Source organism: Shinella granuli (genome assembly GCF_004341885.1).
Taxonomy (GTDB): Bacteria; Pseudomonadota; Alphaproteobacteria; order Rhizobiales; family Rhizobiaceae; genus Shinella; species Shinella granuli.
In genome coordinates this window covers 28,030-47,184 of sequence record NZ_SLVX01000002.1, presented here as the reverse complement: position 1 = coordinate 47,184, position 19,155 = coordinate 28,030, and the positions used below count along the sequence as shown (strand labels likewise).

Below are 19,155 nucleotides of genomic sequence, written 5' to 3'. Positions count from 1 at the left end.
CCCTACCCTTCCTTCGCTTCCACCATCGCCATCAGCGTCTCCAGCCGGTCGGCGTCGGCGGGCAGCTTGTCCTGCCTCAGGCGGGCGATGCGGGGGAAGCGCATGGCGACGCCGGATTTGTGGCGGGTGGAGCGGTTGATGCCCTCGAAGGCGACCTCCAGCACGAAGCCGTAGCCGGGTTCGGCCCTGACGGCGCGCACGGGGCCGAAACGGTCGGTCGTATTGTTGCGCACATAGCGGTCGAGCACTTCGAGCTCGGCATCGGTGAAGCCGAAATAGGCCTTTCCGACGGGCACCAGCAGGGGACCGTCCGGGCCGTCGGTCCACACGCCGAAGGTGAAGTCGGAATAGTAGCTCGAGCGCTTGCCGTGGCCGCGCTGGGCATACATCATGACGGCGTCGATGTTGAAGGGATCGCGCTTCCACTTGAACCACGGGCCCTTCATGCGGCCGGCCTGGTAGGGGCTGTCCAGCCGCTTGATCATCACCCCCTCGATGACCGGATCGGGCGGATCGCGGCGGATCGTCTCCAGCTCGGCCCAGGAGCCGAAGGGCACCAGCGGCGACAGGTCGAAACGATCGTGCGGCGCCTTCTCGATCATTTCGCCGAGGCGGGCGCGGCGATCGGAAAAGCTCTGCGGGCGGACATCCGCCTCGCCCTCGAAGAGCACGTCATAGGCGCGCACGAAGGCGGGATAGTCCTCCAGCATGCGCGGGGTGACGGTCTTGCGGTTGAGGCGCTGCTGGAGATCGGAGAAGGTGCGCGTCGGGCTGTTCATGCGCGCCGTGCCGCCGACGAGCAGCTCGCCGTCAACCACCCCCTCGAAGCTGATCGCCTCCAGCACATCCGGAAAGGCCGCGGAGATGTCGTCGCCGGAGCGGGAATAGAGGCGGCGCGTGCTGCCGGCCGCCGACAGTTGCACGCGAATGCCGTCCCACTTCCATTCGGCGGCGAAATCGGCCGGGTCGAGCGCGTCGAGATCCCCCTCGCCCACCGGATTGGCGAGCATGACGGAATGGAAGATGGCGGGTGTGGCGAGCACCGGGCGGTCCGCCCGGCCCTCCAGCCAGGCGAAGAGCGGTTCGTAGGGCGGCGACAGCCCGTGCCACAGCGTCTCGATCTCGGTGACGTCCCTGCCGGAGAAATCGGCGAGCGCCTGCTTGGCAAGGCGCGCGGAAACGCCGATGCGCAGGCCGCCGGTCGCAAGCTTGAGGAAGGCGAAGCGGGCGGAGGGATCGAGCCGGTCGAGGAGATCGCGCACCGCGCCGCGCACCTCCGTGCGGCCGAGCGCGTTCATGCGGGAAACGACGGCGCCGAGCCGGGGCTGCGCTTCATCCGGCACGCGCTCCTTGCGCTCCTCGTCCCAGACGAGCGCGATGGTTTCCGCGAGATCGCCGACATAATCGTAGGAATAGCGGAACAGCACCTCGTCCATGCGCTCCAGCACGAGCTCGCGCAGCAGCGCCGGCTTGACGCTCTTCAAGTCCAGCGTGCCGGCAATGGCGGCAAGGCCGTAGCCGCGGTCGGGATCGGGCGTGTCGCGGAAATAATCGGCGAGCAGCGTCAGCTTGCCGTTGCGCGAGGGGGTGAGGACGAGGCGGTCGAGCAGCGTGGCGAAGGCTCTCATGGGGTGTGCCTTCCGCCTGCGTGCGATGGGCCCGTGGTTGGGGCGTACGCTGCGGCACCCCCCTCTGCCCTGCCGGGCATCTCCCCCTCAAGGGGGGAGATCGGCAAGAAGCAGGAACCTTGCTCGATCAGCAGCGCCAGCGATAGGCGAAACGTTGCTCCATCCAATCTCCCCCCTTGAGGGGGAGATGGCCGGCAGGGCAGAGGGGGGTGTTGCAGCCCCGAAGACGGAGCCGGCGAAGGACAAGCAGGCTGCATCCTCAATCCCCCTCATCCTCATAGCCCACGAGATGCAGCGGCCTGGCCGGGATGCCGGCGAGTTCGCACCAGCGCACCAGCGCCTCCTCGCGGCCATGCGTCACCCAGACCTCGCGCGGCGCGAGCTCGCGGATCGTCCCGGTCAGTTCCGGCCAGTCGCAATGGTCGGAGATGACGAGCGGCAGCTCGACGCCGCCCTGCTTGGCACGCTGGCGCACCATCATCCAGCCGGAGGCGAAGGCGACGAGCGGTTCGTTGAAGCGGCGCGCCCAGCGGTCGGCGAAGGCCGAGGGCGGGCCGACGACGACGGCGCCGCGGAAATCGGCGGGGCTGCTTCTCTCCGTCGTGGCGGGGCGCAGGTCGCCGAGTGCAATGCCGCGGCTGACATAATAGTCGCAGAGACGGGCGAGCGAGCCGTGGATGTAGATCGGCGCATCATAGCCGCAATCGCGCAGCAGGCGGATGACGCGCTGCGCCTTGCCGAGCGAATAGGCGCCGAGCAGATGGCTGCGCTCCGGGAACTGGCGGAGCGAGGTCAGCAGCTTGCCCATCTCGCCCTTCGGCTCGGGATGATGGAAGACCGGCAGGCCGAAGGTCGCCTCGGTGATGAAGATGTCGCAGGGCACCGGCTCGTAGGGGGTTGCGGTCGGGTCGGCGCCGCGCTTGTAGTCGCCGGAGGCGACGATGGTGAGGCCCGCCTTCTCCACCGCGATCTGCGCCGAGCCGAGCACATGGCCGGCGGGATGGAAGGAGACGGTGACGCCGGAAAGATCGATGCGCTCGCCGAAGGCGGCCGCCTGCATCGCGCCGCAGAAATCCGCGCCGTAGCGGATGGCCATGATGTCGAGCGTCTCGCGCGTCGCCAGCACCGCGCCGTGCCCGGCCCTTGCATGGTCGGAATGGCCATGGGTGATCAGCGCCCTTGCCACGGGACGGACAGGATCGATGTAGAAATCGCCGGCAGGGCAATAGAGGCCGGCGGGCGCCGGATGGAGGAGCTGGTCGGGCTTCATGCGGGGGAAGATAGAGGGTTTTGTGCGCGGTGCCAGTGGCAGCCGTCGGCGGCGTGCCGTGCGGGTGGCAACTGTGTTCATGCGAAGTGAGTTTTGTCGCGCTGCATTGCATTTAGGATTGTGAGGAGCTTCCTTGCGACGGCGATGATGCCGGCCTTTGCCGATCCTGTCCTGGCCGAGACGGCTTGATGGAAGGCACGCAGGCGCGCTGAGGCCTTGATGGCGCCGAGGGCCGCCATGTAGAGGGCCTTTCGCACGCGTGGCCTGCCGCCCTTGATACGGCGTCGGCCGGATCTCTTGCCGGAATCGTCATTGAAGGGAGCAAGGCCCGCAAGGCTTGCCGCCGCCTTGGGCGAGAGGGCGCCGAGTTCGGGCATATGGGCCAGCAGGGTCAAGGCCGTCACCTTGCCGACGCCGGGGGCGGAGGTGAGGCGATGGGCGTGTTCGGTGAGGGCCTGGCTCTTCATGTGGTCGTCGATCTCGGCCTGGATCGAGGCGATCTTCTCGCCGAGGATGGCGATCATGGTCTCGATGTCGGCGCGGATGGCGGGATCGAAGGCATCGCAAAGATGCCTGCGCTCGGTTGCGCGGGCATCGACGAGCTGATCCCGGCGGCGGGCAAGGGCCGCCAGCCGCTCGCGGACCGGGCAAGGCGGCGCCTCGGCCGTCAGGCCGAACATGGCGCCCATCTCGCAAAGCGAGCGGGCATCGATGCGATCGGTCTTGGCCAGCCGTCCCCGCGCTTCGGCAAAGCGCCGGGCCGTCTTCGGGTTGACGCGGGCAAAGGCGATGCCGGCCTGCGAAAGACACAGGCGCAACAGCCGGTCGCAATGGCCTGTCGCCCCGAAGACGACCAGGTCGGTGGCCGGGTCGAGACGGTGCGCGAAGGTCGACAGCGCCGCTTCGTCATTGGGGATGCGGCAGAACCTGGCCGTTCGCGGATCGAAGATGTCGATCATGTCCTTGCCGATGTCGCAGCCGATGAAGGTATGGTGTATCGTCATGGCGCCTGCTCCTGTGTGCGGGGTCTGTGGCGACAGCCCCGTGCAACTGTTCAGGTTGATGGGCGAAGCGGGAAGGGACCAAGCCACGTCGCGGCCTGCCGTCACAAACGGCGGCCTGGATCCTCTCGGCCTCCTTCCCGCAACCATCTTACATCAGCGCAAACACACAGGATCCTCGGGTCGAGCCCGAGGATGACGCAAGAAGGGGAGTGAAGGCGAACCGACGCGACGGCTCCCTTGCCGCACCGGTCAATGCGCTTGGAAGCCCCTCCTCCCCACCGTCATCCTCGGGCTCGACCCGAGGATCCACCCGCACGGCACGCTTTAAACGGGGGCTGCCGCGCCGGGCGTCCGCTCAGGCGATCGCCAGCATGCCGGCGCGCAGCGCGGCCATGTCGACGGCGGCGAGCTGGCGGTCGATCTTCTCGTGCGTCTCCTTCCAGACCGGGAAGGCCCGCGTCAGCAGGCGGCGCCCCTCGACCGTCAGGCGCAGGAGCCGGCCGCGCCGGTCGCGCGGGTCGGCCTCGACGGCGACGAGGCCGCGGCGTTCCAGCGGCTTCAGCGCGGCCGTCAGCGTCGTGCGATCCATGGCGAGCACGGTGGCGACCGGGCCCATCGGCGGCGGCTCCGGGCGGTTCAGCGCCATCAGCAGCGAGAACTGGCCGTTGGTGAGGCCGAGGGGACGCAGCGCATCGTCGAAACGCCGGGCGAGCGCCCGCGCCGCGCGCTGCGCATGCAGGCACAGGCAGGTGTCGCGCACGAAGAGGGTCGTCTCATAGGGAATCAAGGGTTCATCGCTCATGCCCCTTACTGTTGATATCAACATAGTATTGTCAAGAGCGGAAAGGCCCGGACGGCAAGGATTATTAGAGATTGGGAATGCAGAGGATCGCCTGGAGGGCGCGGGCGTCGATGGGGCGGGAGAGATAATAGCCCTGGATCTCGTCGCAGCCGGCCTCGCGCAGGAAGTCGATCTGCTCGCGCGTCTCCACGCCCTCGGCGATCACCCGAAGCTGCAGCGTATGGGCCAGCGAGATGACGGCGCGGGCAATGGCCGCGTCGTCGCCGTCGTCCGGCAGGTCCTGCACGAAGGAGCGGTCGATCTTGAGGCGGCCGACGGGGAAGCGCTTCAGCGAGGCAAGGCTGGAATAGCCGGTGCCGAAATCGTCGATGGCAAGGTGCACGCCGAGCTTTTCGAGGCGATGCATGGTCTCCACCGCCTGCTGCACATCCTGCATGATCAGGCTTTCGGTCAGCTCCAGTTCCAGATAGCGCGCCTCCAGCCCGCTTTCGGCAAGGGCGGCGGCGACGCGCTCGACCCAGTCCTTCTCCTGGAACTGGCGGGCCGAGACATTGACGCTGACGACGATGGGCGGCAGGCCGCTCTCCTGCCAGGCCTTGTTCTGCCGGCAGGCGGCGCGCAGCGTCCAGTCGCCGATCGGGCCGATCAGGCCGGTTTCCTCGGCAAGCGGGATGAAATCGCCCGGGCCGATCAGCCCGCGCTCGGGATGGCGCCAGCGGATCAGCGCCTCGACGGCGAAGATGCGCCCGGTCGCAAGGTCCATCTGCGGCTGGTACTGCAGGAAGAGCTCGCCCTGGGCGAGCGCGCGGCGCAGTTCCTCCTGGCGCTCCAGCTTCTCATGCGCCCGGTTGGCCAGCTCGGCGGTGAAGACCTGCATGGCATCGCGGCCGATCTCCTTGGCGCGGTACATGGCGGCATCCGCGCGGGCCATCAGCTCGGTCGCGTTGCGGCCGTGCTCGGGATAGGCGGCGACGCCCATGCTGCAGGTGATCTGGAACGAGCGGCCCTCGATGACAACGGGCTCGGCGACCGCCTCGCGCACGGCGCGCAGCCGGTCCTCCACGCTCTCGCCCTTGCGCATCGCGCCGTTGATGAGCACGACGAACTCGTCGCCGCCGAGGCGCACGATGCTGTCGCTCGCCCGCACGCAATTCTGCATGCGCGCCGCGACGATCTTCAGCAGTTCGTCGCCGGCATGGTGGCCGAGGCTGTCATTGACCAGCTTGAAATTGTCGAGATCGAGGAAGGCGAGCGTCATGCCGCCGCCGCACTCGTCCGCCGCCTCGATGGCCGAGGCGACGCGCTCGTCGAGCATGCTGCGGTTCGGCAGGCCCGTCAGCGTGTCGTGATGGGCCATGAACTGGATGCTGTCTTCCGCCTCCTTGCGCTCGATGGCGATGCCGGCAATGTGGGTCGCCATGCCGACGAGCTTCATGCATTCGGCCGTCGGTTCGCCGGCGCTCTTGGCATAGAGGGCGAAGGAGCCGAGAACCTTGCCCTGGTAGGAGCGGATCGGCGAGGACCAGCAGGCGCGGAAGCCGTAGGGCGCAACGAGCGCCTTGAAATCCTCCCAGAGCGGGTCGGTCTGGATGTCGGAGACGATGACCGGCTCGCCCCGCCACATCGCGGTGCCGCAGGAGCCGACCTTCGGGCCGATCTCGACGCCGTCGATCAGCGCGCTATAGGCGGGATCGAGACTGGGCGCGGCGCCGCTCAGCATGCGCTTGCCGTCGGGCGCGAGCATCAGGATGGAGCCGAGGACGTCGGGCACATGCGCCTCGATCAGGAGGATCAGCGAGGAGAAGACCTCGACCAGCGGCGCGCCGAGCGCGATCATCTTCAGAAGATGCGCCTGGCCGACATGCAGGCTCTCGGAGCGCTTGCGCTCGGTGATGTCGCGCGCGATGCCGACGAGGCCGATCACCTCGCCCTCGCCATTGCGCACCGGCAGTTTCGAGGTGAGCAGCCATTTGAGCCGGCCGGCGGAATCGCGGATCAGTTCCTCCATGTCGAGCATGGCCCGGCCGGTGCGGATGATCTCCTGCTCGGTCTCGAAGAAGCCGCGCGCGACATGTTCGGGATGGATGTCGAAGTCGGAGAGGCCTTCCAGGCTCTCCAGCCCCTCGCGGCGGTTGTCGTTGACGATCGCCCGGTTGGCGACGACGAAGCGGCTGTTCCTGTCCTTGAAGTAGAGGTAGTCCGGCACCTCGTCGATCATGGCCTCGAGCCAGATCGTGCGCTCGCTCTGCGCGGAGGCGAGCGGGAAGAGCCGCGCCGCCTCGCTGATAAGGCGCTGGCTGGCGGAGATCAATCGTGCCGTCGGGTCGGCCTCGTCATTGCCAAGGTGAGACAGTTTCGTCGACATGAATCCCTGCAAGTCCCAAGCGCAAGGAAAGACAATGCCGGCCGCCTCCCCTCTCGGAAGACCCGACCATACACCTGGAGTCGTTATCCAACCCTAAAGGAAACCGGCGAAATGCTGTCAATGCGGGCCTTCCAGCCCCCTTGCGGCAACCCTGGCGCGCAGCAGCCCGGCCGTGCCGTTTCGGCACAACAACACCTGGCACGGTTCCTGCTCCTTCACCGGCAAGGAGCTTTCATGGTTAGCAGACGGTTATTTCTCTCGGGCCTCGGTCTCGGCGCGGCCGGCATCGCCGCCCCGGCGCTTGCCCGCACGCAGCGGCTGCCGGTCGTCGACGTCGATCTTCGGGGCAGCATCGACGCCTCGGCGCACGGCATCCGCCCCGGCGCGGGCGACCGCAAGAGCAAGGCCTTCGCCAAGCTGCTGAAGGAGGCGGCGGCGAAGAACACGCCGGTCTTCCTGCCGCCGGGCGATTATACCGTCTCCAACATCACGCTGCCCGACAACACGCGCCTTACCGGCGTGCCGGGCGCCACCCGCATCGTCTATGGCGGCGACGGGCACCTCTTCGCCGCCGACGGCGCGGGGCGGATCGAGCTTGCCAATCTCGTCATCGACGGGGCGAACCGCTGGCTCGGCGATACGGTCGACGGCCTTGTGCATTTCAGCAACGTCGCCAATGTGACGATCGAGAACTGCGAGATCCAGGGCTCCTCCAAGACGGCCGTCAGCCTGCAGCGCTGCGGCGGGCGCATCGAGCGCAGCCGGCTTTCGGGCGCCGCCGAATATGCGCTCTATGCCGTCGAAAGCCGCGACCTGTCGGTCACCGGCAACCACGTCTTCGACTGCGGCAATGGCGGCATCCTCATCCACCGCTGGGAAAAGGGCCACGACGGCACGATCGTCTCGGGCAACCGCATCGCCCGCATTTCCGCCACCCATGGCGGCACCGGCCAATACGGCAACGGCATCAACATCTTCCGCGCCGACGCGGTGATGATCAGCAACAACCACATTTCCGGCTGCGCCTTTTCCGCCATCCGCGCCAATGCCGGCTCGAACGTGCAGATATCGGGCAATACCTGCCTCGACAGCGGCGAGACGGCGATCTACTCGGAATTCGGCTTCGAGGGCGCCCTCGTCAACGGCAACCTCGTCGACGGCGCGGCCAACGGCATCCTCATCGTCAATTTCGACGAGGGCGGGCGGCTTGCGAGCGTCACCGGCAACGTGGTGCGCAACCTCCGGCTCGAAGGCCCCTATATCCACGACGGCGCGGGCTTCGGCTTCGGCATCGCGGTGGAGGCCGATACGGTCGTCTCGGGCAACACGGTGGAGAATGCCCCGAAATGGGGGCTGATGCTCGGCTGGGGGCCCTATATGCGCGGCCTCGTCGTCAGCGGCAACCTGGTGCGCCGCAGCCCGGTCGGCTGCGCCGTGACCGTGGTGGAGGAGGCAGGCTCGGCCCTCATCTCCGGCAACATCTTCGAGGAGACCCCGAACGGCGCCATTGCCGGCTACCGCTGGAACGAGCGCACCACCGGGGACCTCGCGAGGGAAGGCCCGACCTTCGCGCATCTGACGATCGAACGGAACCGGACGGGCTGAGCCCGTCCCGCGACGCGTCTCTTCTTCTTGCCCGAACGGAGAGGCGCCATGGTGGATGAGGGGGCAACTGCCGCATCGCCCCCTCATCCGCTCCTCCCGCCGTCTCAGCCGCCGTGGCTGCCATGGTCGGCGGCGCCTTCGCCCGACCTGGCGCCCGGCTTGGCGGCCTCGATCCTGAAATCCACGTCGATCTTGCCGGCCTTCTCGAAGGTCAGCGTCGCCTTGAACTTCTCGCCTTCCGTGAAGGGGTGCTTGATGCGCATGAACATGACGTGCAGACCGCCGGACTTCAGCTCGACCTTGGCGCCGGCCGGAATCTCGATGCCGTCCGGCAGTTGGCGCATCTTCATCACGTCGTTCTCGACGGCCATTTCGTGCAGTTGCACGTCGTCGGACACGTCCGGTGCGGCAATGGAGACGAGGCGGTCGGCCTCGGCGCCCTTGTTGGTGATGGTCATGAAGCCGCCGCCGACCGGCTGGCCGGGCAGCGTCGCCCGGGAGGCCGGGTGGTGGATCTCCAGGTTGCCGAGAGTGAAGTCGTGGGCGAAGGCGGCCGAGGCCGAGAGCGCCAGGGCGACGAAGGAGGCGAGGATGCGTTTCATGGAAAAAATCCTTTCTGGCTTTGCGTTCAGGAAAAGATGCGCCGCAGCGGCGGCACGAGGCGGATGACGAACTGGTCGAGGAGGATCATGGCGAGGATGGTGAGGCCCGTCAGCGGAAAGAGCACGCCGAAGACGGCGGCGATCGCCCACAGGCCGACATAGATGCGCCCCTCGCGCGGGCCGGGCGGCACGCCGATGCGGCCCTTCGGCCGGCGCTTCCACCACATGACGACGGCCGACAGGCTCATGGCGATGACGACGAGGCAGGTGGAAAGCATCAGAAGCTGGTTGAAGAGCCCCCATTCCTGCCCCTTGTGCACGTTGATGCCCCATTCGATCAGTTTGCCCGTCGCCGGATAGTCGGCATAGGCGGTGTCGACGAGGCGCTCGCCGGTATACTGGTCGATATGCAGCGTGCGCTCGTACTGGAGGTCGGCCGGATAGATCGCCGCCGTGTAGACGCCGGTCTCGCCTGCGGGCGGCGAAAGATCGTAGCCGGGCAGCATGCCGGCGGCATTGGCGATCGTCACGGCATTGTCGAGGCCGATGGGCGGCAGCGCCGCCTGCCCCTCGCCCGGCGGCGTCGATGCCGGCACCGGCGCATTCTCCATCAGCCAGGCGGTCTTCGGCAGGACATCCGTGGTGACCAGCATGGAATGCGGCACCTGGTCCCACAGCTCGGCCGGATAGCCCATGCCGTTCGCCGTGAGATAGCCGTTGACCTTGCTGCCCCAGAAGCCGGTCCACAACAGGCCGCTGAAGGCCAGGAACAGGATGAGCACGCTGGCGAAGATGCCGGTGACGGCATGAAGATCGCGCCAGAAGACGCGCCGGGCCGGCGTGCCGCGCACGCTGACGACCCCGCCCGTCTGGCTGCGCGGCCACCAGAGATAGATGCCGGTGAGCACGAGCACGACGGCAAAGCCGGCGACGACCTCGATGATGCGCTCCCAGGAGGTGCCGAAATAGTCGAGGCTGTGCAGGTCCTCGACGACCTGGTTGAACTCCTCCTTGGCGCCGACCGTGTCGAGCACGGCGCCGTCATAGGGATCGACGAAGATCAGAACCTTGCCGGCCCCGGTGGAGACCGTCACGCGGGCCGAGCGGTCCGCGCCGGCCGGCGTGCGGTAGGAGGAAAGCGTCGCGCCCGGCACGGCGGCGACGGCCTTCTCCACGATGGCCGAGGGCGGCAGCTCCGCGCCGCCGACCGTGACATAGTTGCGGTGGCGGAAGAGGCTGGCGTCGATCTCGTCGTTGAAGAGATAGAGCCCGCCGGTGACGGCAAGGCTGATCATGAAGGGCACGGCGAGCAGGCCGGCAAAGAAGTGCCATCGCCAGATGGCGCGGTAGAGGCGCTGTGCGAGCGCGGAGGGTTCGGCGGCGGCAACGGCCGGCGCATCGGAAATCACGGACATGAAAGGGTCCTGTCAGGCTGGATCTTCGGCACACGGCGGCGAACCGGCGTGCGGGCGCAACAATCAGGCGGACAGGACGGGAGGCGCGCGGGGCGGCGCGCCGGGGCGCTCGCGCCGCGGGCGCAGCGCCTCCTCGACGAGGGGGAGCGCGGCAAGGCGTCGGAAGGCGAGCACGGCGCCATCGAGATCGGCCGGTTCCGGCATCAGCATGGCGCCGGCGATGCGGCAGGCCTCGCACTTCACCGGCCCGACATGCTTGGCCTTGCCGCCCACCATGTCGTTGAGGCAGATGTCCGGCAGGGTGCCGTCTGGAAGCACATACTGGGTGAGTTCCAGCGCGGTCGGCGCGGTGGCCGAGGCCGGCTGGTGGGCGAAACCGACGAACAGCAGGGCGACCGCGCAGAGAATGCGCAGGCAGGCGGCCCAGCGTGTCATGCGTCGTGTCATCGGTCGTCCTCATCCGCGATCCGCGCGGACCCTTCGCCCTTAGCCCCGGACCGGCGGAAGGTCAATGCGACAAAGCAGGCCCGGGATCATCACGACAATTCATCGATCGATCAGGCCGGCGCCCTACCGCTTCCCCGAACCGCCGCCTATGGTGCCGGCAAGGCCCGTGCAGTCTCGCCCTCCATTTAGCCGGGGGATTGCGCCAGCTCTTTGTTCTGACGCAAGCCCGCGCCAGCCGGGCGTCCCAGGGAGGATCCATGCTCGCCATCTACGGCGTCTACCGCTCGCGCGCCTCGCGCAACTACTGGCTTGCCGGCGAACTCGGCCTGCCCTTTGCCAGCGTGCCGGTCATCCAGGCCCGCCGTCTCGACGATCCGCTGGCGGCCGATGCGCCGCTCAACACCCGCTCGCCGGATTTCCTCGCCGTCAACCCGACCGGCCTCATCCCCTGCATCGACGACGGCGGCTTCGTGATGACGGAATCGCTGGCAATCAACCTCTACCTCGCCCGCAAGCACGGCGGCCCGCTCGCCGGCCGGACGGTGACGGAAGAGGCCGGGATGCTGCAATGGACGATGTGGGCGGCGACGGAGGTGGAACCGCATGCGGTGAAGATCATCCAGACGCTCGACGCCAAGGCCGCCGAGAGCGAGCAGGGCCGCCTTGCCATCCGCACCGCCGCCACGGCGCTGAACACGCGCTTCCAGCGGCTCGACGCCCATCTTGCCGCCACCGGCCACGTCGTCGGCGACCGCTTCACCGTCGCCGACCTCAACCTCGCGGAGGTCTTCCGCTATGCGATGAGCCAGCCGCAGCTCTTCGACGCGGCGCCGAACGTCAAGGCCTGGCTGGCGGCCTGCCAGGCGCGGCCGGCCTTCACGGCGATGATGGCGGCGCGGCTTTCCGAGCCGGAATGACCGCGCCGGCAAAGCCGTCCTCGTCCTCGGCCAGCGCCGCGCGCAGCCAGCGCTTGAACAGCGAGACCTTGCGCGGCTCCGGCACACCCGGCGCCGTCACGAAATAATAGCCCATGCCGGTCTCCACCCGGATGGGGAACGGCGCGACGAGCCGCCCCTCCTTCAAGGCCCAGGAGGCGAGCACCGGATAGGCGAGCAGCACCCCCTGCCCCGCCAGGGCCGCATCGAGGCAGAGCGAGGCATCGGAAAAAACATGCCGCGCCTTGGGCGCCGGCACGGCGAAACCGGCGAGCTTCAGCCAGCGCTCCCAGGTGAAGGCGTCGTTGCCGTCGACCACGGCCGGCTGCTCGGACAGGTCCTGCGGCGTCCTGATCCCCGCCGCCAGCGCCGGCGCGCAGACCGGGAAGACGACCTGCGGCACCAGGAATTCCGCCGCCACATCCGGCCAGGTGCCGGGGCCGACGCGGATGCACAGGTCGACATCGGAACGCGCCAGGTCGACCAGCGTCGTCGTCGCCTCGATGCGCAGGCTGATATCGGGATGGGCGGCGGCGAAGCGGTCGATGCGGTGGATGAGCCAGCGCGAGGCGAAGATCGGCGCGACGGAGATCGTCAGGATCGCATCGTCGCGGCGCTGCGTGGTGGCGACGGCCTCGGACAACTGGCCGAAGCCCGCCGAGAGCCGCGCGAGGAAGGGCGTGCCGAAGGCCGTCTGCCGCAGGCCCCGCGCGGTGCGCTCGAAGATCGCCCGGCCGAGCTGGTCCTCCGCCTTGATGACCTGCTGGCTCACTGCGCCGACCGTCACGCCGAGCTCCTCCGCCGCCGCCTGCAGCGAGCCGAGCCGGCCCACCGCCTCCAGCGCGCGCAGGCCGTTGAGATGCACGAGGTTGAGGTTCCTCATATAGTTTTTCTATACCGCCATCCTGAACTACTCGATTGTCGAAACGGCCTTGCAGCGCGATTATCAGCCATCACTCATGGTAACCAACCGCAAGGAGAAGGCAATGTTCAAGATTTTCTCCAGAGTGGCCGAAGCGCTGCGCGCCGAGGCCGACGCTGCGGACACGCCCGTCTGGCTGCGCGATCCGCTGGCCCATCCCGCGATCGAGACGATGGATTCGCGCGCGCTCGGCGACCTGCCCTTCGGGCTCTTCCGCACCCCGGCGCTCCGGGCCGGGAGCGGCCCCCGGCCGCTCTGATCCCCTCATCCGCCTGCCGACACCGTCTCCCCGCGCAAGCGGGGCGAAGGAACGGATGGGAACGTCCGGACAATACGGCACCGTTTCGGGAAAACGGCGCGGCACTCCCCTTCTCCCCGCTTGCGGGGAGAAGGTCGCGGCAGCGGGATGAGGGGCCGTTCACGCCGCGACGGGCCTGATCAGGCCGCAAACGCATCCGTGACGCGGACGTCGCCGACATGGATGCCGTTCCAGTTGGACATGGAGCGGTTGGCCTCGGCCATCAGGGCGGCGTGGAGCTCGGGTTCGTCGGCGAAGAAGCGGGCGAGCGTGGCGGCGACCATGCTTTCGGCGGCGCGGGTCGTGCCGTCCTCGCATTTGAGGGCGATGGCGATGCCCTTTTCCGGGATGGCGGCGCAGAAGACGCCCTCGGCACCGGTCTTGGCGAAGATGCGGCCGGGGGCCGTCTTCATCAGCCGCGTGCAGGCGCGCCTGGTGCCGGCGACGTAGAAGGGCTCGGCCATGCAGGCCTCGATCAGGCGGCGGGCGGCCTTCGCGCGCTCGGGGCCAAGGCCGGTGCCGGTCGCCATCCTGGCAAATCCGTGCGCGAGGCTCTTCAGCGGCACGGCATAGGTGGGGATCGAGCAGCCGTCGACGCCGCAATTGTCGGTGGCGAGCGCGGCGCCCGTCAGGCTCTCCATGACGCCGCGGATCTCCGCCTGGACGGGGTGCTCGTAGCGCACATAGCCCTTGAGGTCCTTGCCGGTGTGGCAGGCGGCGCAGACGAAGCCGGCATGTTTGCCCGAGCAGTTGTTGTGCAGCGCGGTCGGCCGCTCGAGGCCGCGCGCCTGGCTGACGAGCACCGGCTGCTCGAAGGACCAGTGGGCGCCGCATTCCAGCACGCTCTCGTCAACGCCGGCGGCGGCCAGCATGGCGCCGGCAAGGCTTGCATGTTCCGGCTCGCCGCTGTGCGAGGAACAGGCGAGCGCCAGTTCCCGGTTGCCGAAGCCATAGGCATCCGCCGCGCCGCTTTCGACGAGCGGCAGGCCCTGCATGGCCTTGCAGGCCGAACGCGGGAAGATGCCGGCCTCGATCTCCCCTTGCGAAAACACCACCTTGCCATCGCCGTCGACCGCGACGACCATGCCGCGATGGCGGCTTTCGACGAGATTGCCGCGGGTGACCTCGACAAGGACGGGGTTTGCCATGTTCATGCCCTCAAATTTCCGGTTTCCGGTGCGGTATTATCCGAAAACCTCACCCCGCACACGCGATTTCGGAGGCGCCGCGCATGAAACTGTTGAGGAACGTCCTCGTCCTCTTCCTCGTGATCTACCTCATGCCGGCGCTCGCCTCGGCGGGTTACTGGTACATCAGGGACCGGCCGCAGAGCTGGCGGGAGGCGAACTGGCAATCCGCCGGCATCCTGCCCAGGGCCGAAGACACGCCGCAGGCGACGATCCACGTCTTCTCCGCCGCGACGGGCGGCCTGAAGGGCGCGGTGGCGAGCCATGCCTGGATCGTCACCAAGGCGGCGAACGGGAGCTACAACCGCTACGACAAGGTCGGCTGGGGCACGCCGGTGCGCAAGAACGGCTATGCGCCGGATGCCTTCTGGTATTCCAACACGCCGCGCGTGGTGGTCAGCGTCAGCGGCGAGGAGGCGGCGCGGCTGATCCCGAAGATCGAGACGGCCATCGCCGCCTATCCCTATTCCAAGCCGGGCGGCTACCGCATCTGGCCGGGGCCGAATTCCAACACCTTCGTCGCCCATGTTCTGCGCTCGGTGCCGGAGCTCGGCGTGGTGCTGCCGCCGGATGCGGTGGGCCGCGACTACCTGCCGGAAGGAAGGATCTTCGCGATCGATCCCGACGGCTGGGACGTGCATGCGACGCTCTACGGCCTCGTCGGCATCTCGGCGGGGCTGCGCTCCGGGCTGGAGCTGCACATCATGGGCCTCGTCGCCGGCGTGGATTTCTATCGGCCGGCGATCAAGATCCCCGCCATCGGGCGCATCGGCGTGTAGCGTTCCACCGCGGATGCATACCGCTCCTCCGTCGCGCTCGGGCCCGGCCCGAGCAGGACGGAAGAGCCGGAGGCGTGCTTTCGCCGCAAGCCTTCTGACAGATGATCCACCGCGAACCCGCAATGCGCACAAGGTCGAGATCGCGTCGGGCCTCGCCCGCACTCACCTTACAGCAAGGGCATGCGCATGGCGCGCCGTCTGGGCGCAGTTTCGGGCCTTCGCGGCCGCATTTTGAGTGAAAAGTCACGGCTTGAACTCCGTTTTGCGCCATGCCACGTCTGTTTCCACCGCATTCTGCATCAAGGCCCGTTTCCATGTCCGAGAGCATCGTATCGTCCAAGGAAACCGTGCCGCGGCTTTCCAGCCTGTTCTCCCGCGCCTATCTGTTCGGCACGCTGATGCTCGGCGGCGGCATCATGCTGCATGCGGTGGAGACCTATATCACCGCCACGCTGATGCCCTCGATCGTGCGCGATATCGGCGGCCTGCCGCTCTTCGCCTGGGCGACGACGATCTATGTCGCGGCCTCCGTGCTCGGCTCCACCTTCGTGGCCGTGCGGCCGGAAAGGGTGACGCTCAACCATTGCTACAGGGCCGGCGCGCTGCTCTTCGGCATCGGCAGCCTCGTCTGCGCCATCGCGCCCAGCATGGAGACGGTGCTTATCGGCCGGGCGATCCAGGGGCTCGGTGCGGGCTTCCTGGTGGCGCTCGGCTATGCCTTCATCCGCCATGTCTACCCCGAACCGCTGTGGAGCACGGCCTCGACGCTCTATGCCGCCGCCTGGGGCATCGCCACCTTCCTCGGCCCGACGATCGGCGGGATCTTCGCGGCCGGCAGCGCCTGGCGCGAGGCCTTCGCGCTGCTCGTGCCGCTGTCGGTGCTGATGGCCGCTTCCGCGCCGAAGCTGCTGCCGCCGGGTGACGGCGAGCGCGTGACGACGAAGACGCCCTTCCTGCAGATCGTGCTGCTCGTCGCCGCCGTGGTGGTGCTGTCCTTCGCCAGTTCCGTCACGGCGCCCCTGCTGCGCGGCGCCTTCGCGGCCGCCGCCGTGCTTGCGATGCTGGCGACGGTGGCGATCGAGCGCCGCGCCGAGGGACGGCTATTGCCGGCGGGCACGATCAGCCTCGGCTCGCCGCTTGCCCGGGTCTATCTCATCATGCTGATGCTGCTGGTGACGATCTGCTCGGATATCTACATCCCCTATTTCCTGCAGGTGCTGCATGGCGTGAGCCCGCTCGTCTCCGGCTATCTCGTGGCGCTCCTGGCGCTCGGCTGGACGGTCGCGGCCTTCGCCACCGCCGGCCTCAAGGGGCGGCGCGCCAATCGGGTGATCGTCGCCGGCGCGCTGATGGAGGCGCTGGCGACCGCCCTCCTCGTCGTCACGCTCGCCCGGCACAATCCGGCAAGCGGCCTCGTGCTGCTCGCGGTCGCCACCCTCTTCATCTTCCTCATGGGGTTCGGCATCGGCATGGGCTGGGCGCATCTCGTCACCCATGTGCTGCATCTTGCGCCGGCCGGCGAGACGGACAAGGCCTCGGCGGCGATCACCACCATGCAGGCGCTCGGAGCGGCCTTCGGGGCGGCGCTTGCCGGCATCATCGTCAACTCGACCGGGCTGGTAAGCCCCGGCGGGATCGAGGGGGCGCTGACGGCGGCGCGCTGGCTCTATGCGCTGCTGGCCCTGCCGGCGGCGCTGGCGATCCTCCTTGCCCTGCGCCTTCCGGCCGGAAAGGGCGACCCGGCGGGTTAAGGATCTGTTAAGGGAAACCGAGGGTCTTCGTTGCGACCCCGCCGTCTTCTGCCACAAACAACGGCAATCGCCCGCTGCGAACCCCGGCGATTCGGTCTTGAGAAGGAAACGGCTGGTGAAACGCAACGACGGGCACAGGTGGCCGGACGGGAGCGGCATGACGCATGTCGATGCGATCCTGCCGCTTGCGCTCATCCGGGACCGGGCGACAACCGATCTCGTCCTTTCCGGGCTCGACGCATCCGGCGTCGCCTTCGCGCTGTTCTCGCCGGAGGATGAACTGTCCTATGCCTCCGCCGCCTTCCGCGCGCTTTTCGACGTGCAGCCCGGCGCCCGCACCTTCGCCGACATCATGCGCCATTGCCATGCGAGCGGCGTCGGCCCGAAGATGAGCGGGCCGATCGATGCCTTCCTGGACATGGCCCATGCCAAGCGGCGCAGCCGCCCGCAGCGCGCCTTCGAGATCGACATCGGCGACGACCGCTGGTTCCTGGTGAACGAGACGCTGCTGGCCGACGGCTGGCTGTGGAGCGTCTTCACCGACATCACCATGCTCAAATCCAACGAGCGCATGCTGCAGATCGCGCGCGACGCCGCGCAGCTTGCCGCCGATACGGCCCCGCTGACAGGCCTCCTCAACCGCCGCGCGGCGATGGCGCGGCTGGATGCGGAAATGCGCATCGCCTTCCGCGACGGCACGCGGCTTTCGCTCGCGCTCATCGACCTCGATCATTTCAAGGCGATCAACGATCGCTACGGCCATGCCAGGGGCGATGCGGTGCTCCGGCATTTCGCCGCCGCCGGGCGGCGGCAATTGCGCGGCGGCGATATCTTCGCCCGGATCGGCGGGGAGGAATTCCTCATGCTGCTGCCGGGGGCCGGCCTTCGCGAGGCGATGCATGCCCTGGAGCGCCTTCGCCGCCAGGTGGCACGGGCGGAAGACCGCGCCGGCCCCGGCTGCGCCTACACCATGTCGGCGGGGGTCGCGGAATATTGCGGCAATGGGGTGGAGGACCTGTTCGAGCGGGCCGACCGCGCGCTCTACAGCGCCAAGCGCCTCGGCCGCGACCGCATCGAGCAGGCACCCTGAGTCCTCATTCGAAGGTCAGCATGATCTTCCCGATGTGATCGCCGTGCTCCATCATGCGATGGCCCGCCGCCGCCTCGCCGAAAGGCATGACGGCGTGGATGACGGGGGCGATGCGCCCCTCCTCCAGCAGCGGCCAGGCGTTCTCCAGCAGCGCGTCGCGGATCTCCTGCTTTTCCGCCGCCGTGCGCGGGCGCATGGCCGAGCCCATCAGGTGCAGGCGCTTCTGCAGGATCGGCGCAAGGCTGACCTTCTCCGCGAAGGTGCCGCCGAGGAAGGCGATGATCGACAGGCGCCCGTCGCGGGCGAGCGACTTCAGGTTCCGCTCGAAATAGGCCGCGCCGATCATGTCGAGGATGACGTCGACGCCGGCCCGGCCGGTCTCCTCGGCGATGACGGCGCGGAAGTCCTCGCTGCGGTAGTTGATCGCGCGGCTGGCGCCGAGATCGAGGCAGGCGGCACATTTCTCCGCCGTGCCCGCCGTGGTGAAGACGCGCGCGCCGAAGGCGCTGGCGAGCTGGATCGCCGTCGTGCCGATGCCGCTGGTGCCGCCGTGGATCAGCACGCTCTCGCCGGGCTTGAGGCCCGCCATCATGAAAAGGTTCGCCCAGACAGTGAAGAAGGTTTCCGGCAGGGCCGCCGCCTGCACTGCGTCGAAGCCTTTCGGAAACGGCAGCGCCTGGCCGGCCGGCACCGCGCAATATTGCGCATAGCCGCCGCCATTGGCCAGCGCACAGACCCTGTCGCCGAGCGCATAACCCGTGACGTCGTCGCCGAGCGCCACCACCTCGCCGGCGATTTCGAGGCCGAGGATGGGGCTGGCATCGGGCGGCGGCGGATAGTCGCCCTTGCGCTGGAGCACGTCCGGCCGGTTGATGCCGGCGGCCGCGACGCGCACGAGGATCTCGCCGTTCTTCGGCTGCGGCGTGCGGCCTTCCATCACCACGAGATTGTCGGGGCCGCCATGCTCGCTGAGCCCGACATAGGCCATGGATGGGGGAAGTGACATGGGCGTATCTCCCGGCAGGTGTGAGGTGGCGCTGTCTTGCGGCGATTCT

General features: G+C 68.3%; 17 protein-coding genes. 6 read left to right on the top strand and 11 right to left on the bottom strand.

Annotation, left to right across the window (positions count from 1 at the left end):
- Positions 1-2: 2 nt before the first annotated feature.
- From EV665_RS03400 to EV665_RS03375, 5 genes are all read right to left on the bottom strand, one after another.
- Positions 3-1,628, bottom strand: coding sequence for a cisplatin damage response ATP-dependent DNA ligase (locus tag EV665_RS03400; protein WP_133033101.1), 1,626 nt, complete (start codon positions 1,626-1,628; stop codon positions 3-5).
- A 259-nt stretch (positions 1,629-1,887) separates the two neighbouring features.
- Positions 1,888-2,898 carry a ligase-associated DNA damage response exonuclease gene (locus EV665_RS03390; protein WP_064329428.1) on the bottom strand — a complete coding sequence of 337 codons (1,011 nt, stop codon included), beginning with the start codon at positions 2,896-2,898 and terminating at the stop codon, positions 1,888-1,890.
- Between the two features lie 77 nt (positions 2,899-2,975).
- Positions 2,976-3,902 (bottom strand): IS110 family RNA-guided transposase, encoded by a 927-nt coding sequence (locus EV665_RS03385; RefSeq protein WP_162852959.1) that lies wholly within the window; start codon positions 3,900-3,902, stop codon positions 2,976-2,978.
- A gap of 355 nt (positions 3,903-4,257) precedes the next feature.
- Positions 4,258-4,704, bottom strand: coding sequence for a MarR family winged helix-turn-helix transcriptional regulator (locus tag EV665_RS03380; protein WP_064329427.1), 447 nt, complete (start codon positions 4,702-4,704; stop codon positions 4,258-4,260).
- A gap of 64 nt (positions 4,705-4,768) precedes the next feature.
- Positions 4,769-7,069: an EAL domain-containing protein gene (locus EV665_RS03375; RefSeq protein ID WP_064329426.1), complete on the bottom strand. Its 2,301-nt coding sequence runs from the start codon at positions 7,067-7,069 to the stop codon at positions 4,769-4,771.
- A gap of 234 nt (positions 7,070-7,303) precedes the next feature.
- On the opposite strand from EV665_RS03375, the gene EV665_RS03370 reads away from it, so the two are divergent.
- Positions 7,304-8,674: a TIGR03808 family TAT-translocated repetitive protein gene (locus EV665_RS03370; protein WP_133033099.1), complete on the top strand. Its 1,371-nt coding sequence runs from the start codon at positions 7,304-7,306 to the stop codon at positions 8,672-8,674.
- 104 nt (positions 8,675-8,778) lie between these two features.
- On the opposite strand, the gene EV665_RS03365 is transcribed toward EV665_RS03370, so the two are convergent.
- The 3 genes from EV665_RS03365 to EV665_RS32200 all read right to left on the bottom strand — a co-directional run bounded on the left by EV665_RS03365 (position 8,779) and on the right by EV665_RS32200 (position 11,138).
- Positions 8,779-9,276 (bottom strand): copper chaperone PCu(A)C, encoded by a 498-nt coding sequence (locus EV665_RS03365; RefSeq protein WP_133033098.1) that lies wholly within the window; start codon positions 9,274-9,276, stop codon positions 8,779-8,781.
- A 26-nt stretch (positions 9,277-9,302) separates the two neighbouring features.
- Positions 9,303-10,682 carry a PepSY-associated TM helix domain-containing protein gene (locus EV665_RS03360; RefSeq protein ID WP_380687412.1) on the bottom strand — a complete coding sequence of 460 codons (1,380 nt, stop codon included), beginning with the start codon at positions 10,680-10,682 and terminating at the stop codon, positions 9,303-9,305.
- Between the two features lie 72 nt (positions 10,683-10,754).
- Positions 10,755-11,138: a hypothetical protein gene (locus EV665_RS32200; RefSeq protein ID WP_162852958.1), complete on the bottom strand. Its 384-nt coding sequence runs from the start codon at positions 11,136-11,138 to the stop codon at positions 10,755-10,757.
- A 257-nt stretch (positions 11,139-11,395) separates the two neighbouring features.
- Between EV665_RS32200 and EV665_RS03350 the strand changes: the two genes are divergently transcribed.
- Complete coding sequence (locus EV665_RS03350) at positions 11,396-12,055, top strand: glutathione S-transferase family protein (RefSeq protein ID WP_133033095.1); 660 nt, start codon at positions 11,396-11,398, stop codon at positions 12,053-12,055.
- On the opposite strand, the gene EV665_RS03345 is transcribed toward EV665_RS03350, so the two are convergent.
- Positions 12,015-12,956: a LysR substrate-binding domain-containing protein gene (locus tag EV665_RS03345; protein WP_133033094.1), complete on the bottom strand. Its 942-nt coding sequence runs from the start codon at positions 12,954-12,956 to the stop codon at positions 12,015-12,017. The two genes, EV665_RS03350 and EV665_RS03345, sit on opposite strands and share 41 nt — an antisense overlap.
- Before the next feature lie 103 nt (positions 12,957-13,059).
- Here EV665_RS03345 and EV665_RS03340 point away from each other — a divergent pair, with 103 nt between their 5' ends.
- Positions 13,060-13,254, top strand: a complete 195-nt coding sequence (locus EV665_RS03340) for a hypothetical protein (RefSeq protein ID WP_064329419.1) — start codon at positions 13,060-13,062, stop codon at positions 13,252-13,254.
- Between the two features lie 179 nt (positions 13,255-13,433).
- Here EV665_RS03340 and EV665_RS03335 read toward each other — a convergent pair whose 3' ends face one another.
- Positions 13,434-14,441, bottom strand: a complete 1,008-nt coding sequence (locus EV665_RS03335; protein WP_133033093.1) for an asparaginase — start codon at positions 14,439-14,441, stop codon at positions 13,434-13,436.
- An 83-nt stretch (positions 14,442-14,524) separates the two neighbouring features.
- Between EV665_RS03335 and EV665_RS03330 the strand changes: the two genes are divergently transcribed.
- The 3 genes from EV665_RS03330 (at position 14,525) to EV665_RS03320 (ending at position 18,100) form a co-directional block, all read left to right on the top strand.
- Positions 14,525-15,259 carry a DUF3750 domain-containing protein gene (locus EV665_RS03330; RefSeq protein ID WP_133033092.1) on the top strand — a complete coding sequence of 245 codons (735 nt, stop codon included), beginning with the start codon at positions 14,525-14,527 and terminating at the stop codon, positions 15,257-15,259.
- Positions 15,260-15,573: 314 nt separating this feature from the next.
- Positions 15,574-17,010, top strand: coding sequence for an MFS transporter (locus tag EV665_RS03325; protein ID WP_210234601.1), 1,437 nt, complete (start codon positions 15,574-15,576; stop codon positions 17,008-17,010).
- Positions 17,011-17,125: 115 nt separating this feature from the next.
- The gene (locus EV665_RS03320) at positions 17,126-18,100 is read left to right on the top strand and encodes a GGDEF domain-containing protein (RefSeq protein WP_162852957.1); all 975 of its coding nucleotides are present in this window, start codon (positions 17,126-17,128) and stop codon (positions 18,098-18,100) included.
- 4 nt (positions 18,101-18,104) lie between these two features.
- On the opposite strand, the gene EV665_RS03315 is transcribed toward EV665_RS03320, so the two are convergent.
- The gene (locus EV665_RS03315; RefSeq protein WP_133033090.1) at positions 18,105-19,106 is read right to left on the bottom strand and encodes an NAD(P)H-quinone oxidoreductase; all 1,002 of its coding nucleotides are present in this window, start codon (positions 19,104-19,106) and stop codon (positions 18,105-18,107) included.
- Positions 19,107-19,155: the final 49 nt, after the last annotated feature.

What these genes read in the sequence shown, in the direction of transcription:
- EV665_RS32200 (WP_162852958.1), bottom strand. Translation starts at nt 11,138, where the DNA reads ATGACACGACGCATGACACGCTGGGCCGCCTGCCTGCGCATTCTCTGC.
- EV665_RS03380 (WP_064329427.1), bottom strand. Translation starts at nt 4,704, where the DNA reads ATGAGCGATGAACCCTTGATTCCCTATGAGACGACCCTCTTCGTGCGC.
- EV665_RS03345 (WP_133033094.1), bottom strand. Translation starts at nt 12,956, where the DNA reads ATGAGGAACCTCAACCTCGTGCATCTCAACGGCCTGCGCGCGCTGGAG.
- EV665_RS03330 (WP_133033092.1), top strand. Translation starts at nt 14,525, where the DNA reads ATGAAACTGTTGAGGAACGTCCTCGTCCTCTTCCTCGTGATCTACCTC.
- EV665_RS03370 (WP_133033099.1), top strand. Translation starts at nt 7,304, where the DNA reads ATGGTTAGCAGACGGTTATTTCTCTCGGGCCTCGGTCTCGGCGCGGCC.
- EV665_RS03390 (WP_064329428.1), bottom strand. Translation starts at nt 2,898, where the DNA reads ATGAAGCCCGACCAGCTCCTCCATCCGGCGCCCGCCGGCCTCTATTGC.
- EV665_RS03385 (WP_162852959.1), bottom strand. Translation starts at nt 3,902, where the DNA reads ATGACGATACACCATACCTTCATCGGCTGCGACATCGGCAAGGACATG.
- EV665_RS03365 (WP_133033098.1), bottom strand. Translation starts at nt 9,276, where the DNA reads ATGAAACGCATCCTCGCCTCCTTCGTCGCCCTGGCGCTCTCGGCCTCG.
- EV665_RS03375 (WP_064329426.1), bottom strand. Translation starts at nt 7,069, where the DNA reads ATGTCGACGAAACTGTCTCACCTTGGCAATGACGAGGCCGACCCGACG.
- EV665_RS03400 (WP_133033101.1), bottom strand. Translation starts at nt 1,628, where the DNA reads ATGAGAGCCTTCGCCACGCTGCTCGACCGCCTCGTCCTCACCCCCTCG.
- EV665_RS03315 (WP_133033090.1), bottom strand. Translation starts at nt 19,106, where the DNA reads ATGTCACTTCCCCCATCCATGGCCTATGTCGGGCTCAGCGAGCATGGC.
- EV665_RS03340 (WP_064329419.1), top strand. Translation starts at nt 13,060, where the DNA reads ATGTTCAAGATTTTCTCCAGAGTGGCCGAAGCGCTGCGCGCCGAGGCC.
- EV665_RS03335 (WP_133033093.1), bottom strand. Translation starts at nt 14,441, where the DNA reads ATGGCAAACCCCGTCCTTGTCGAGGTCACCCGCGGCAATCTCGTCGAA.
- EV665_RS03350 (WP_133033095.1), top strand. Translation starts at nt 11,396, where the DNA reads ATGCTCGCCATCTACGGCGTCTACCGCTCGCGCGCCTCGCGCAACTAC.
- EV665_RS03325 (WP_210234601.1), top strand. Translation starts at nt 15,574, where the DNA reads ATGTCCGAGAGCATCGTATCGTCCAAGGAAACCGTGCCGCGGCTTTCC.